Annotated in this window: 14 protein-coding genes; 6 read left to right on the top strand and 8 right to left on the bottom strand. The window is 47.2% G+C overall.

Annotation, left to right across the window (positions count from 1 at the left end):
• Positions 1 to 3: 3 nt before the first annotated feature.
• From MUG84_RS19365 to MUG84_RS19355, 3 genes are all read left to right on the top strand, one after another.
• A complete protein-coding gene (locus MUG84_RS19365) occupies positions 4 to 1011 on the top strand; it encodes a sugar phosphate nucleotidyltransferase (protein WP_244727852.1) in 1008 nt (335 codons plus the stop codon).
• Positions 1012 to 1058: 47 nt separating this feature from the next.
• On the top strand, positions 1059 to 1715 hold the full coding sequence (locus tag MUG84_RS19360) for a protein kinase family protein (RefSeq protein WP_244728239.1): 657 nt from the start codon (positions 1059 to 1061) through the stop codon (positions 1713 to 1715).
• 115 nt (positions 1716 to 1830) lie between these two features.
• Entirely contained in the window at positions 1831 to 2721 is an 891-nt protein-coding gene (locus MUG84_RS19355; protein ID WP_244727850.1) for a glycosyltransferase family 2 protein, read from the top strand.
• A 50-nt stretch (positions 2722 to 2771) separates the two neighbouring features.
• Here the strand turns inward: MUG84_RS19355 and MUG84_RS19350 are convergent, their stop codons facing one another.
• Positions 2772 to 3695: an NAD-dependent epimerase/dehydratase family protein gene (locus tag MUG84_RS19350; protein WP_244727848.1), complete on the bottom strand. Its 924-nt coding sequence runs from the start codon at positions 3693 to 3695 to the stop codon at positions 2772 to 2774.
• A gap of 183 nt (positions 3696 to 3878) precedes the next feature.
• Between MUG84_RS19350 and MUG84_RS19345 the strand changes: the two genes are divergently transcribed.
• Both MUG84_RS19345 and MUG84_RS19340 read left to right on the top strand, forming a co-directional pair.
• Positions 3879 to 4463, top strand: a complete 585-nt coding sequence (locus MUG84_RS19345; RefSeq protein WP_244727846.1) for a hypothetical protein — start codon at positions 3879 to 3881, stop codon at positions 4461 to 4463.
• Positions 4464 to 4573: 110 nt separating this feature from the next.
• Positions 4574 to 5653 carry a YhcN/YlaJ family sporulation lipoprotein gene (locus tag MUG84_RS19340; protein WP_244727844.1) on the top strand — a complete coding sequence of 360 codons (1080 nt, stop codon included), beginning with the start codon at positions 4574 to 4576 and terminating at the stop codon, positions 5651 to 5653.
• A gap of 127 nt (positions 5654 to 5780) precedes the next feature.
• On the opposite strand, the gene nagA is transcribed toward MUG84_RS19340, so the two are convergent.
• The 7 genes from nagA to MUG84_RS19305 form a co-directional block, all read right to left on the bottom strand.
• Positions 5781 to 6956, bottom strand: coding sequence for an N-acetylglucosamine-6-phosphate deacetylase (gene nagA, locus MUG84_RS19335; protein ID WP_244727842.1), 1176 nt, complete (start codon positions 6954 to 6956; stop codon positions 5781 to 5783).
• A complete protein-coding gene (nagB, locus tag MUG84_RS19330) occupies positions 6953 to 7681 on the bottom strand; it encodes a glucosamine-6-phosphate deaminase (protein ID WP_244727840.1) in 729 nt (242 codons plus the stop codon). The genes nagA and nagB overlap by 4 nt, the downstream gene beginning before the upstream one ends.
• Before the next feature lie 4 nt (positions 7682 to 7685).
• Entirely contained in the window at positions 7686 to 8561 is an 876-nt protein-coding gene (locus MUG84_RS19325; RefSeq protein WP_244727838.1) for a MurR/RpiR family transcriptional regulator, read from the bottom strand.
• Between the two features lie 272 nt (positions 8562 to 8833).
• Positions 8834 to 10672, bottom strand: a complete 1839-nt coding sequence (locus MUG84_RS19320; RefSeq protein ID WP_244727836.1) for an FTR1 family iron permease — start codon at positions 10670 to 10672, stop codon at positions 8834 to 8836.
• Between the two features lie 49 nt (positions 10673 to 10721).
• Entirely contained in the window at positions 10722 to 12011 is a 1290-nt protein-coding gene (gene efeB, locus MUG84_RS19315) for an iron uptake transporter deferrochelatase/peroxidase subunit (RefSeq protein WP_244727833.1), read from the bottom strand.
• Positions 12012 to 12014: 3 nt separating this feature from the next.
• On the bottom strand, positions 12015 to 12878 hold the full coding sequence (efeO, locus tag MUG84_RS19310) for an iron uptake system protein EfeO (protein WP_244727831.1): 864 nt from the start codon (positions 12876 to 12878) through the stop codon (positions 12015 to 12017).
• A gap of 202 nt (positions 12879 to 13080) precedes the next feature.
• Positions 13081 to 13767 carry a substrate-binding domain-containing protein gene (locus MUG84_RS19305; protein ID WP_244727829.1) on the bottom strand — a complete coding sequence of 229 codons (687 nt, stop codon included), beginning with the start codon at positions 13765 to 13767 and terminating at the stop codon, positions 13081 to 13083.
• Positions 13768 to 13793: 26 nt separating this feature from the next.
• Here MUG84_RS19305 and MUG84_RS19300 point away from each other — a divergent pair, with 26 nt between their 5' ends.
• Complete coding sequence (locus MUG84_RS19300) at positions 13794 to 14603, top strand: extracellular solute-binding protein (RefSeq protein ID WP_280521411.1); 810 nt, start codon at positions 13794 to 13796, stop codon at positions 14601 to 14603.
• The last annotated feature ends 12 nt before the right edge of the window (positions 14604 to 14615 follow it).

The raw sequence follows: 14615 nt of genomic DNA, 5'->3' as shown, positions 1-14615 counted from the left end.
AGTATGAAAGGAATTATTCTCTGTGCTGGACAAGGTACGCGGCTTCGGCCGTATACCCATTCAATTCCCAAAACGTTGATCCCAGTTCTCAATAAACCCATCCTTCTTAGATGCATTGAATCGCTTCTGGAAAGCGGTATTACGGATATAGGCGTCGTTATTAGACCTGATCAGAAAATCATTGTCGATTATATAGAAAGTATCCAAGATACTGTGAAAGTAACGGTATTATACCAAATGGAGGCCCGCGGCATCGCTCATGCTCTTCTTTCGGCGAAGAAATTTCTTGGCGAGGATTCCTTCATCGTACTTCTTGGCGATAATCTTTTTACGATCCGAATTGATAAGCTGCAGCAGATTTTTGCAGCAAATGATGGAGCTGTACTACTTACTCCTGTTAGTAACCCTCAAGACTTTGGCATTGCCGAGGTGTCCAATCAGCATATCGTTAAATTAGAGGAAAAACCTGCTCATCCTAAAAGCAATCTTGCAGTTATCGGCATGTATGCATTCAACAATAAAATTTTTGACGCCATCGAGCAGATCACTCCATCGAGGAGAGGGGAGTATGAAATTACGGATGCCATTCAGCAGATGATTTCGAATGGATGTAGAATCGCCAGCAGAGTAACCAAGCTACCTTTTTATGATATCGGCACACCTGACCGATGGCTGGATGCCAATAAATCCTTGTTATCCAGGCAGGCCAATCAAATTGGTTCAAATAATATATTTGAAAATTGTACTTTAAAAGGATCAGTAGTGATTGGAGATGGATGCACTTTTAAAAATGTGTCCATTGGCCCCAACGTTACGATTGGCAATAACTGTACAATACACAATGGTACATTAAGTGACAGTATCAGTTTAGACAACACGTATTTAAATTTTTCAGGACTCCATGTGAAGAGCAGTATCTTTGGCAGAAATACTCGCTTTATAGCCAGTTCCTCAAATACAGTTAGTACTTTGTTGGGTGATGAGTCCATTGTTCATTTTCATAGTTCCTGATAGGTAATTATGCTAACTGAAAGGCTGGGTGTTAGCCGGTGACAGCGATGTGGAAACAATATACTGTGGATATGGATTTTATTGGGAAAGGATCATACGGTAAAGTCTATAAGGCATACGATCCCAAAGGAAATAAGCTCGCTATAAAGCAAATATCAGATATCAAAGTTGCCAAGCGCGAGGCAAAGATTATGAAAAAATATAAAAAGTATAAGTTCTTGATCCGATATTATGATTTTTTTATCATCGACGACATGGCCTACCTAGTTACTGAATTTGCGGATGGAAAGGTCATCGGAGATAACTTTCACAATAGTTACATTAAGCCGGTCGATGAGAAGAAGAGCGTAGAAATCGCAATTAACATCCTTAAGGGCGCTAAGCGTCTGCATAAAGTAGGGTACATTCATAATGATATTAAGCCTAAGAATGTGATGATTAAGAATTTTTCGCCAAAAACCGTAAAAATTATTGATTTTAATATTGCAAAGAAAATCGTAGGCATCGAAACGATGCATAAAGAACTTCAAGATGTGTGCCGTATGTGCGCTTTTCTCATTCATGGGAACTTGCCTAATATCAGTCAGGCGGAATTTAATAATAAGAAATTAAAATCAGTATTATTGAATCCTTTTGAGGAGAGCAAAAATAACAGGTACAAATCGGCTGACGAACTTATTCATGAATTAAAACAGTTTTGCTGAAATTTTTATAATAATTTGCTTATATCCCTGTTATGTGCCCGGGCTTATGTGTGCTGATGTTCATATGCTAAAAGAAAAACAAAGTGGTGGAAATATTATCTTGGGAGAGAGTTATATGCCTAAAGTAACCGTTTTAATGCCCGTGTACAACACTGTAAAGTATATTGAGGATGCAGTAGAAAGCATATTGGGACAAACGTACAAAGATTTTGAGTTTCTTATCATTGATGACTGTTCAAATGACGGCACTCAGGAGTATCTCGAAGAATTGAAGGATCCGCGGATTAAACTAATTAGGCACTCTCGTAACAAAGGTCTTGTATATTCACTGAATGAGGGGGTAGAACTAGCAAAAGGGAAGTATATTGCCAGAATGGACAGTGACGATATCAGCTCTCCCCATCGTTTAAAGAAGCAACTTGAATATTTGGAGAAACATCCAGACGTAGGTGTTCTTGGCACATATATGACTTTGTTTCACAATGGCCAGAAAATACCTAAACCAAAGACTCATGATGAAATTTGCTGTTGGCAACTTTTTTACTGCTGCATGGGACATCCAACCGTAGTTATGCGCAGTGACATTTTGAAGAATAATAAAATCTTGTATGATCCAAAATACTTGCATGCAGAGGATTATGAAATCTGGAATCGATTGGGAATGATCACGAAAATTGAAAACTTGCCTAAATACCTGTATTCCTACAGAATCCACGACAGTCAAGTATCGACAAGTCAACGGCGGATTCAAGATCAAACCGCAGACAAAGTTCGAATCGCTCAGCTGAATAGAATGGGAATTACCCCTACGCCTGAAGAATATAAAATCCACATGAAATTCCAGAGTTATAATATTAAGGTTCATGACTACGAGGATTATTCGAAAGCGCTTGCGTGGGCCAACAAACTGCTGGAACATAATGAGCGTTGCAGAATTTATCATCAAGAGACGCTGAATCGCATATTGTCGATCTGCTTTACCCGTTCCGAAAACAATGGAAGATAAATATAAAAAAAGTTCCCTTTTCCGTATTGGTCAAGGGAATTTTTGTGATTTTAAAGTGAATCAGCTTGATTTTTCTTATAAGTATGTTTTATTCCCTGTTCGATCGTAAATTGAGGCTGCCACTGAAGATGGAGAGCAGCATTTTTGTTTGAGAGTGAGCTGTGCCGGATTTCCCCTTCTTTTGCAGGGCCGCTTCTCGTTCTTATATTTTGCGGATGACATGTTCGAAGGAGCTCAATCAGACGATTAACCGTTGTTTTGTTCCCTGTACTAATATTCAGTGTACTTAAATTTCCTCTTTCTATAGCGGCAATATTAGCTTGAACGACATCTTCTACATAAATAAAATCCCGTGATTGTTCTCCATCTCCATTAATCGTTAGCGGCTGCGCCTCCATAAGCTGTTTAATAAAAATAGCAACGACTCCTCCCTCAGTGTCTGCTGTTTGCCCGGGACCGTATACATTGCCAAAGCGAAGAATGGTATAAGGGAGTCCAGTAAACCCCTCGTATAAACGGATATACTGCTCAGCGACCAACTTGGAAAGACCATAAAAAGAAATTGGATCGGCAGGATCTTCCTCAGTTATGAGTTCCTTCTGCAGATTACCGTATACACCTGAAGTGGATGCGAAAATGATTTTACGGACAGATGCTTTCCGGCAAGCATCCAATATATTAAGGGTTCCCCGGATATTTATTTCCATATCGAGGATCGGATTACGTATGGACCGTTGAACGTTCGCCTGTGCCGCAAGATGAAACACGATGTCCGGCTTAATGGAACAGATCATGCTGTTAGCTTCGGGACTACAAATATCCAGAATATGCAGTACAGCATCGGGGGGCACGCGGTTAGCGTTACCGGTGGATAGATTATCGATTACATGAACTTCTCTATTCTGCGCAATTAATTGTTGAACCAAATGAGAGCCAATAAAACCCGCGCCTCCAGTTACGACCACCGTTGTCATTCCTTTACCTCCCTCAGTATAATTCATGATCTATCGTATGTAACGGGCGTTTTACTGGCATTAGGCATCCCCCTAATTTTAGGGCTTTTGAAGACATTACAGGAGGAAGGTAACTAGTCTACTTAATATGGGTAAAATGCTTGTATAGGAGTTTGATCAAAAGAATGGAGATGGAGAATGAGTATGAGTATGAGTATGAGTATGGTGAAAAAAAGGATGTTCTCCACCATTATCGTAATAGGCATGATTTTGACCGCCTTGGCATTTGCCGACCCGAATCAATCCAAAGCTCTGGAGCAGAAAGCATTCACAGGGCCAGGCGATATAGAGAAACAGCGAAAGGAGGAAACAGCCGTTTGGGGAAACAGGGAAGTCACGTCAATCGAGTGGGAGGGAAAGAGAACTTCATGGATTCTTAAAAGCTCTGATGAAGATGTGCTGGATAGAAACCAATGGACCTTAAATGGGGCTGCGGTTTCCGCAGAAGATGTGAAAGGAATCATATCTCAGATGAACAATTTGATAAGCGATGCTTCAGGCTCTTCCCGAAAAGCTTCTTCATTAAAAGCCGAAGTCATCGAATCTACGGTTACTCTGATATGTGGTCCAGATCAAAAAGATAAAATATACCAGATTGCCATCGAATCCCCCTCTCCTGAAACGCTCTGGATTATTCCGGCAGGGGAGTCCAAAATATATCCGGTGCCTTTAGAGGAAGTGCAGGAGCTGGAAAGGGATATCGACCAGATCAAGGAATCAACGGATTAGTCCGAAGTGATGTATAGATATGGATGATGCCAAATCCTTTCAGCATAGCACTCTGATCGCACGGTCATCCTAACTGATGTACGATATCACACATAACGGAGGATGAACTCATGATGCGATCCAAAGCGATAACTCTTTCCGTATCCGCAGCACTTCTTGCAAGCATGGCAACCGGATGTGGCACGCCTGCCAATACCAATGTCTCAACGAAAAATGTCAACACTAAGGGATACGGAACGACTGGGCAAATTAACGTTAACTCCCTGAATGGCAAAGTATCGACTTACAATACGGACGGTACAAAACAAAACGTAAACAATCTGACTTCAGCGCAACACCTGGCGGATAAGGTAGCTGCCTTGAAGGAAGTACGTACAGCCAATGTACTTCGCAGCGGTAATAACGCTTATGTGGCTGTAACATTAGAAAGTCCAACCACAGGGCAAACGGGAACCAAGGGCACAGGTACTACAGGGACAACAAGTACTACAAGCACTACAGGTAATTACGGTATCACCAGTACCAACAAAAACTACCGCACCAGCAGCTTTGGAACAACAAACAACAGCAGCTTTAACAATTACAGCACAAGCACAACACCTACGAGCAAGAATAACCCAGCCTTGTATGGAACGATGGGAACCGGCAGCTATGGTGTTATGCGCGGTGTAACTGGAACTGGCACTACTGGTACTCCTACTACTCCCAGCACATACACTGGCATGAGTACAAGCAATGTCAACCACATGCATGGTTATACAACGAGTTCTGGTGAACCCATTACCAAAAGCAACGGTTATAATGCGACAACACCGGGAACAGCGGGTACGAATGAAACTCTGTCCCAGCATAACGCCCAGTATAATGTGAGTGCAGACATTAAGAACAAAATCAGCGATGTCATCAAAAAAGCAGATCCAAGCGTTACCAATGTTTATGTATCCGCTAATCCTGATGTTGTCCAACATGTCAACAATTATGTAGCCGAAGTGAAAAAAGGCAATCCGGTCGGCGGTGCGGTGAATGAACTTTCGAGCATGTTTAATCGCATGGTGCCAGCGCCTGCCGGCACAACCACAAACACCTACACTCCTAGCACTTATAATACAAATAATCGCGTTACCCCAATGGGTACTACTCCAACAGCACCGATTGGTAAGACACCTGCACCTAAACATCCGATGCAATAATACAAAAGCAGCTTAGCGCTTCACACGCGGCGCGGCTGCTTTTTATTTATCTATCTTGGTACATAATAAAAATAGCCCTCTGGCGATCCAGAGAGCTTTATCGTTATGTTTAGTGAATGATGATGATTTAATATACCTGTCGTCCACGTACCCATACGCCCTGAATGTTCAGGCTGTCGTCCAGCATCAGAACATCGGCTTGCTTGCCGGCTTCGAGTGTTCCTGTCCGGTCTTCAATGCGAAGGCGTTTGGCTGGATTGTAGCTGGCAACGCGAGAGGCATGCTCTACGGTCAAACCAATGGTTTCAACCAGGTAACGGAAACCTTTAATCATGGTCAGCGTGCTGCCGGCCAGACTGTGTGATTCACCTTTCAGCATCGCAATGCCGTCTTTGACTTGCACCGGCAGATCGCCAATGGTATAGTCGCCGTCAGGCATGCCGGCTGCAGACATCGCGTCCGTGATCAGGATCAGATTATCATTTGTTTTCACCTTGGCAAGAATAGAAATGCATGCTGGATGCACGTGAATACCATCAGCGATAATTTCGGCATGAATTCGGTCGTCGCTGAGAACAGCACCGGCTGTACCCGGTTTGCGGTGGTGAATCGGCGTCATAGCATTAAACGTATGAACACCTTGACGGAGACCGGCTTCAACGGCAGCTTCCACTTCTTCATAGGTTGCATCTGTATGGCCAAGGGCCGCATTGATGCCGTGCGCGCTCATCCAGGCGATTGTCTTCAGTGCGCCTTCACGTTCCGGGGCCAGTGTAACCTGTTTGATTAGACCCGGATACTGGGATTCCCAAGCTTCCAGCCATTCCACGTTCGGATTGACGATATGCTCCGGATTTTGGGCTCCTGGCCATTTTGGACTGATAAAAGGACCTTCCATATGCACGCCTTCAATAATGGTATAAGGCATGTCTTGCTGTCTATACTCATGGACTTCCTGCAGCACCTTATCGATGGATGCTTTGGGTGCAGTCATCGTCGTGGCCAGCATGGCCGTCGTTCCCTGGGAACAATGGAAGGAGGTGATTTTATCAAGCTCCTCCTTGCCGGAATACATGAAATCTTCGCCATTGCCTCCATGAACATGTATGTCGATGAAGCCTGGCACGATGTAACCGTCCGTTTTCTTGCTGTTTACAGTCCATGCCTGAGAATGTTCCGGTAAATGTTGAACCTCTCCCGCATAGACTATGCCGCCGTTTTGTATAGCAACGACGCCTTCCTCAATTACACTGCCCGGAACAACGACCTTTCCGTATAGCAGTTGACCTGAAGCTTCACTCATGATAATAACCTCCCTGCTCCTTGATCTAATAATACTACAACGTTAGGGTGACATTGCAATAGAGATGCCGGGCATTGGGACGTGATCGGTCCTTTCAAAGCCCGTTTAACGATTTCGGCCTTGTCTTCACCGCGCACCAGCAATAGGATTTGTCTTGCTTTCAAGATGCTTCCTACACCCATCGTAACCGCTTGCGTAGGAACGTCGTCAAGCGAAGGGAAGAAGCGAGCATTCGCCGTACGTGTTTTTTCCTGAAGCCCAACAACATGCGTTCCGCCAACCAGGCTTTCATCCGGTTCGTTGAAGCCGATGTGTCCGTTGTGTCCCAGTCCAAGAATCTGCAGATCCACCGGACCGTTTGCCTCCAGCATAGCGTCATACTTTCTACATTCGGCTTCAAGATCGGCGGCATTGCCGTTAGGCACATGCGTATTTTCCATTTTAATATCAATATGGTTAAAGAGCTTATCGTTCATAAAGTAGCGATAGCTCTCCGGATGACCTTCTGGCAGACCCACATATTCATCCAGATTATAGCTGGATGCTTTGGCGAAGCTGACAAGCCCCTGCTGGTTCATTTCAATCAGGCGCTTGTAGATGCCGATAGGCGAGCTGCCTGTGGCAAGGCCGAGAACCGACCTCGGTTTAGTGTGAAGCAGACTCACAATGAGGCTCGCTCCGGTAGAGACAAAATCGGCCTCCTGCTTGAATGTGTAGATGTTCATACGATTAGTGACCTCCTCTTGGTTTTCGGTAGTTCCGGACATTCTGATAGGATTGCTCCAGCTTAGGAACATACTGTCCGAACTGCTCGCTGCTCATTCCCATGAAAAGAATATCAATAATATGAAGCTGGGCGATCCGTGAAGCCATGTCCCCTCTGCGCATGCCTTCTTCGAGCGAAGATACGAACAGGGGAATATCGGCCATAGATGCCAGCGTGTTGCTGCCGTAAGAAGTGAGGGTGATCGTCGCCGCACCGCTGTCTTTGGCGCAGGCCAGAGCGTTGATCGTTTCCTCGGTTTCCCCGGAATAGGAAATCGCGACGGCCACATCACGATCCGTCAAGGTCGAAGCTGAAGTGATCTGCATATGCGGATCCGCGAAGGCGGTGCAGTTTTTACCAATCCGGATCAGCTTCTGGTAGAAATCGAGCGCGACAATAGAAGAGGTTGCCACGCCGTATAAATCGATACGCTGCGCCTTGCACAGCAAGGTAATGGCTTCTGACAAACGGTTCATGTCCAGCAGTGAAGTGGTGTCATGAATGGAGGTAAGATGATTGGCTTCCGTGGCCTCCACGATTTTGGATAGCGGATTGTTGGCGACGATGTCTTGATAGGAAGAAGTCTGGCTTCGTTCCTGCATTTCCGTATGGGCAATTTCAGCGGACAGCTTGACCTTCAAATCCGGATACCCTTTTAAATGGAAGACCTTGCAAAAGCGGGTGACCGTGGCAGGACTGGTTCCGCAGTGCTCGGCCAGCTCCTTGATTCCCATATGCACCACTTCCGCCGGGGAAGAGAGAATGAAATCGGCAATCCGACGTTCCTGCTGGGACAGTTTTTCCTTTTCCTGTGCCAGGGCATACAAGATAGGTGCCACGAAAGGACCTCCTTACTCGGTGTAAGATGTGAAAATTATTTTAGTAATTCTTTCTGATAACAAGAAAATTATTTTTATGACTAACCTCATCATAGGACAAAAGTCGCTTGGTGACAAGGGGTATTCCGGAATTATTTAAACCGATCATTCCCCAGGAAATGACAAAGCCCGCGTTCACCGGAACACGGGCTTTTTATAAAAACTATATCTAAACGCGGTCTGTCTTCTGTGAAAGTACGTCGATAGACGTTGATAACAGGCTGTACAGCCGCCTAAGCACTCACGTCTGACTTACCCGACTTTCCAATCTCCTGCCGCAAGACTTGCCAGATGATATAGGCCAGAATAATCATTTGCGGTACGAAAGTCTCCCAAGTCGGATACATGCCGAGCCACGAAATGGAAGGCAGGGAAGACTGGGTGTGGGCTGATAAATAACCGCCAACCTGAAGCGAGTGGATGCTGTCTCCAAGGAAACGGAAGACCATGTAGTAGATCAGCAGCGTAGCTCCCAGGAAAAAGGCACGAAGCGGAAGCCGAGCGCTAAGCACGATAATGGCATAACCCAGGATCACCAGGATCGCAAGTGCGATCACTGCACCAAGAATCAATTGAACTAGCGGGATAGAAGGAGCCATACCGATATAAAAGATGGTTGTCTCAGCACCTTCCCGCAGGATGGCCAGCAGGGCCACGGAGAAAAGGGACCATAGGCTGCCTTTGGCCAGCGCATTGCTGACTTGCTGCCCGACATACTGGTTCCAGGCTTTCGTGTTCGATTTGTTATGCAGCCACTGCCCGACAGTAATCATCATAACCACAGCCACCAGACCCGTAATGCCTTCGATCATCTCACGGGCGCTGCCTGAGGCTGCCTTGGATATCGTGTAGGTTAATACGACAGCCAGCAGCAGCGAAAGGACAAAACCGGTGCCTACACCTGACCAAATGTATTTTCGGCCTTGCGTGTTGCCACTGCGTTTTAGATAAGACAGCAGTGCCGAAATGATCAAGATGGCCTCGAGACCTTCACGAAGAATTACGAGTGCGGCATCCCATGCTGTATAGCTGTGACCGCCGGCAATCGGCGTCAAGGAATTCTGCATTTCTTCGATCAGAGCCAGCGCTTCCTTGTTGCGTGGAGGCGTGGAGAGAAGATAACCGGATACTTCGGACATCTGGTTCTCCACTTTGGTATACAGAGCGGGAGAAGAGACGCGGACCTCGCCTTCGACGGCAGGCCATGCCGCGATAAACTGGTTCATACTGTCCGCGGCTTGATCGCTTTGTCCGCTCTCCGTTTGCTGACGTGCGGTTTCGAGAATACCCAAAAGGTCAGATAAACTGTAGCTGCTGCTGTCAGCTTCCGCGGATTGCTGGACTTTTCCATTCTGATAATCCGTCAGAATTGTAAGGAGCTTATTCATTTCCTGCGAAGCTTGTTCCTCACGGACTGGGTCAGCCTGCAGGGCAATGCGAACGCGGCTGATTTGAGTTTCCAGCTGTCCGTAGACGGCAAAATTGTCACTGCGGATGGGCGTCTCGCTTTTCGGCCAGGCGTTCACGATTTTCTGAAAGCTGGATTTGGCCTTGGCCCAATCCTTACTTTCAATAGCGGCCAAACTTTCGTTGGCAAAAGGAATGAGCTTGCTTGCGGCTTCCTGTCCGCTGATCGCCCCAGCTCCGCTGCCATTCTGCTCTGCAATAGCGTCCACATAAGCGTTAACCGCCTTCGCGAGTGTAGAAAGAGATTCCTTGGCTCCGGCATCTTCAGCTTTCAGCTTGGTTTCGGCATCCGCTAGGGCGGCGTCGACCTTCGCTTCAGCATCCGCTGTATTCTTTCCGCCTGTTTGCTTAACGGTAAGCCACAGATCTTTAAACTGCTGCAGGTCGCCGGCAGCTTCCTTCCACTGCTGCTGTCCGGCTTCTACAAGCGCGCTTCCCACAGCGGGCAGGAGGTGATTAACCGGTGAATCGGAGGCTGTTTCGGCAGATGCTGGTGATATAGACAGTTGGAAAACAACCAATATTGCAAGAAGCAGAAGGGCCAATGCGCCAGGTCTTTTCCTGCCGGATTTATGGAATGATGTGAAATGAGTACTTGGCAGCATAAGCTGTAATCTCCTTTAAATGCGAATTAATGAGGTTAAATCGGAGGAATTAAAACAAGGTATCTCCGATGTACCCGCCTTTGGAAGCCCCCGGGAAGCAGGCAAATACTGCGCTGCCGACGTGCAAAATATATTCATTTAAGCGGTCGCTTTTCGCCAGCTTCTGCTGCATGGGAACGAATTGCTTAAACAAGTCGCGTTGGTAGCTAATAAACAGGAGGCCGGCATCGAGCTGGCCGGTCTTGAGATCGATGCCTCCGGAATAGGAATATGAACGGCGAAGTATCTGGATGGATCCGTCGCCTCGGGCCAAGGCTACATGGGAATCGGCTGGAATATGCGGATTCCCTTTCTCATCCTTTGCGCTAAGATCCACGGGATCAAACTCATTTTTGGCACCGAGCGGAGCACCGCTGGCACGGTAGCGGCCGAAGGTATTTTCCTGGTCCTTCAGGCTGGACCGGTCCCAAACCTCAATGCGCATACGGATGCGGCGGACCGCCATATAGCTTCCGCCGCTCATCCAGGCAGCACCGTCGTTTCCCCGCGCCCACACGACCTTGTTCATGTCCTGAGCGCTGTTCACATCGGGATTGACAGTTCCATCCTTGAAGCCAAGCAGATTGCGCGGAGTGCTTCCCGTAGGGTCTGCCTGCGTCGAACGCTGGAAGCCTTCCTGCACCCAGCGCAGAACGGCCTTACCGCGCGCGATCCGGGCCAGGTTGCGGACAGCGTGGAAAGCTACCTGCATGTCGTCCGCGCATACCTGAACGCCGATGTCACCGCCGCACCACTGCGGCTCCAGCTGCTCGCCGTTAAAGGACGGCAGATCCTTAAAAGCAGGAGGACGTTTGGATGCAAGGCCAAAACGATCGTCGAACAGGGATGGGCCGGCGCCAAAGGTAATGGTAAGCCTGGAAGGAGTCAGGCCAACCGATTCACCGGTGTCGACAGGAGGCAGATTATGGTTGCTGCTTTCCTCGCCGACCTGCTTGCCTTCCGCCATCGCCGCCGCAGCTGCCGTCCAGCTCTGGAACAGCTTCTGCAACGAATTGCTGCCGCTTGCGGTTACGTCAAAAGCCGCAAAGCAAATGAAATTTTGCGCCGGGGTAATGATACCCGCCTGATGCTGCCCGTAAAAGGGCACCTGATCTTCCGATGCTGACGGAACCTTGGCAGCTTCGGTTTTTCGGTGGCTCTCAGCTGCGAACATACCGCCTACGGCACTACCTCCGAGAAGTAAGCCAAGACCTCCGGTACCTGCAAGACGAAGGACGTCACGGCGGGTCATCGGTTTTTTCAATATGGAATCGTTAGAATTTTGATTATGTTCTGACATGTCTTACACTCCTAGAATCTTGCCCATGTTGGACAGGGGCTCGGCTAGAGCATCGAGATTTTGGCTGAGTTTGCGGACCTCGTCATCTTTCAGCTCGGTGTAATCCACGTAGCCATCTCCTTTTTTGTAAGTATCAAGTTCTTTTTGCAGTATGTCGAAGCGTTCGCCAATTTCTTTTTCCAGATCGGCATCCTTTTTAGCTAGCTCAGGCTTCAGGATTTCGAAAATCTTATATGCGCCTTCCACATTCGCGGCAAAGTCATACAGATCCGTATGGGAATACAGCTCTTCCTCGCCGGTGACCTTGGAGGAGGATACTTCGTTTAGGAGCTCAACCGCTCCAGTAACCATCAGGCTGGCGTCAATATCGATTGTTTCGATTTTGGCCCGGAGAAGCTGAGCGTCTTTCAACAGCTGATCTGCGTAACCTTCTTGCCCGGCTGTCGTGTTATCCTCCCAGAGTGCTTTTTCAATGCGGTGGAAGCCGCGCCAGTCTGCTGCGTCAACGTCATTCACCCGCGCATCGATATTCGGGTCCAAATCCCCAAGTGCCTCAGCAACCGGCTCAATCCGTTCGTAGTAAGAACGAGCTGGAGCGTACAGCTTTTTCGCTTCCTCCAGCTTTCCGGATTTAACGGCATTCGTGAATTTTTCCGTTTCCTTCACGAACAGATCACACTGCTCGACAGCAAAGGTACGATACTGCTCAACGGCTACGGTAAAATCAGCTGGAGGCGTGGTGCTCGTTTCCGTTGTAGTAGGTGCTGCAGGCGTCTGGCCAGCTTCGGCGTTTTCCTTTTGCCCGCATCCGCTGAAAAGCAGGGAAGCGACCAATACACTTGTGGGTAGAATGACTTTATATTTCAAGAAAAGCAGCTCCTTTTTATATGTATAATATGTATTTCAGTGTTTTATTGATAATGATTATCAATATCATGATTTCAATCATAATTTAGTTGCTTGGTGACTGTCAATCCTTATTTTCTACGAGGAAAGAATAAAGCCTCTCTTTCGGGCTGCAAAGGAATGATTCCTTTCAGCATCCGATAGAGAGGCTTCTTATTGTCAATTATATTTTCCGATTACTGGATTGCCTGAAAATAGGCTGAAATGGCAGCAAGATCTTAATGGGCAGCGGATAAGGGGAATGAATACTCTGCAGAATCGTTCTTGCAGCAACCATGCCAATCTCAAAAGTTGGGACATGAATCGTCGAAAGCGGAGGAACGGTATATCGGGACGGTTCATTGTCATCAAAACCTATAATGGCGAAATCCTGCGGCAACTGGTAGCCTTTCTCCGAAATGGCGCGCATGGCCGCCATCGCCATAATATCACTAGCGGCAAAAACGGCTGTCGGAAGTTGGTCGCAATGCGTGTCAAGGTACTTTAACATGAGGTGATAGGCATGATCCGGTTCCCATTCGGCATTCAGGACAAGATGCGGATGGACCGTCAGCCCGGCCTGCTCCAGCGCCAGCTTGTAGCCACGGAATCTTTTCTCCCGCTCAAATTCACCGGATAAGCCGGTTCCTCCAATAAACATAATGACGCGGTGCCCCTGATCAATCAGATGCTGGACAGCTGCGCGGCCAGCTTCGACGCGGTCATATGAAATCGTCGGGATGCCAGGGTCGGACACGTCAATGCCGACGATGTGTTTAACGTGTTTTTTGATTAAACTGTAAAGTTTTTTCTCAATGCCTTCAATAATAATCAGACCATCGGTCTGATGCTTATTCGTAATTTGTTGCAAAACTTCGGGCCTATTCACACCCGCAAATGCTAAAGGATCACGGCATTGATAGTCCTCCTTCCACCTGGGATGAGCTTGTGGCGGATGCGAAGAAACTGACGGTGCGTAGCGATCATGGCATCAAGATCAAAGGCTTTGACTTCGTATCCGGCGACAACATCACCTTTACGTTCCTGTCCTTGATTTTGCAGCAGAACGGCAAATATTGGGGAGAGAACGACCACGTTAATTTTCAGACACCTGAAGCCAAGAAGGCTATGACTGCCTTGACCTCCCTCATTACCGACGATAAAGTAGCAGACCTCACGACGTTCGGCGGCGAACTAGATACTTCCGATTACTTCTTCCAAGGCAACTCGGCGATGACCTATCGTGGTCCCTGGACCATAGCCGCAGGGCTGAATACATACAAGGTCAAAGACTTTGAGTATGTGCCCGTACCTTCCTTTACAACGAATCCGCCTTCCTTTGCAGCCGAGTCAGGCTGGGGTCTCGTAGCCGCAGAGAAGAGCAAACAGCAGAAAGCAGCCGTCGATTTTATCACATACATCTCCTCCAATGAAAATCTACTCGCATGGAACGTAAGCACATTCACTGTTCCAGCTAAAAAGCCAGTGGCTGAAAATCCGGAATTCCTCAAAGCGAACCCTTATATGAAAACCTCACTTGATATTTTGCAGCTGGGACAATGGATCGGCCCGATTGCCGACCGAGATTTCTTCTTCAAAACGATTAATGATCACTTCCAATTGATGGCCTGCGGGCAGGAAACGGTCGAAGCGGGACTTCAAAATATAGAAAAGACTATCAACGAAAGTCAGGATCAACATAAATGATCGGAGTTGTAT

Origin of the sequence: Paenibacillus mangrovi (assembly GCF_022898935.1) — a bacterium.
In the GTDB taxonomy this organism is placed as follows: Bacteria; Bacillota; Bacilli; order Paenibacillales; family Paenibacillaceae; genus Paenibacillus_AQ; species Paenibacillus_AQ mangrovi.
This window is presented reverse-complemented; position numbering and strand designations above follow the sequence as displayed.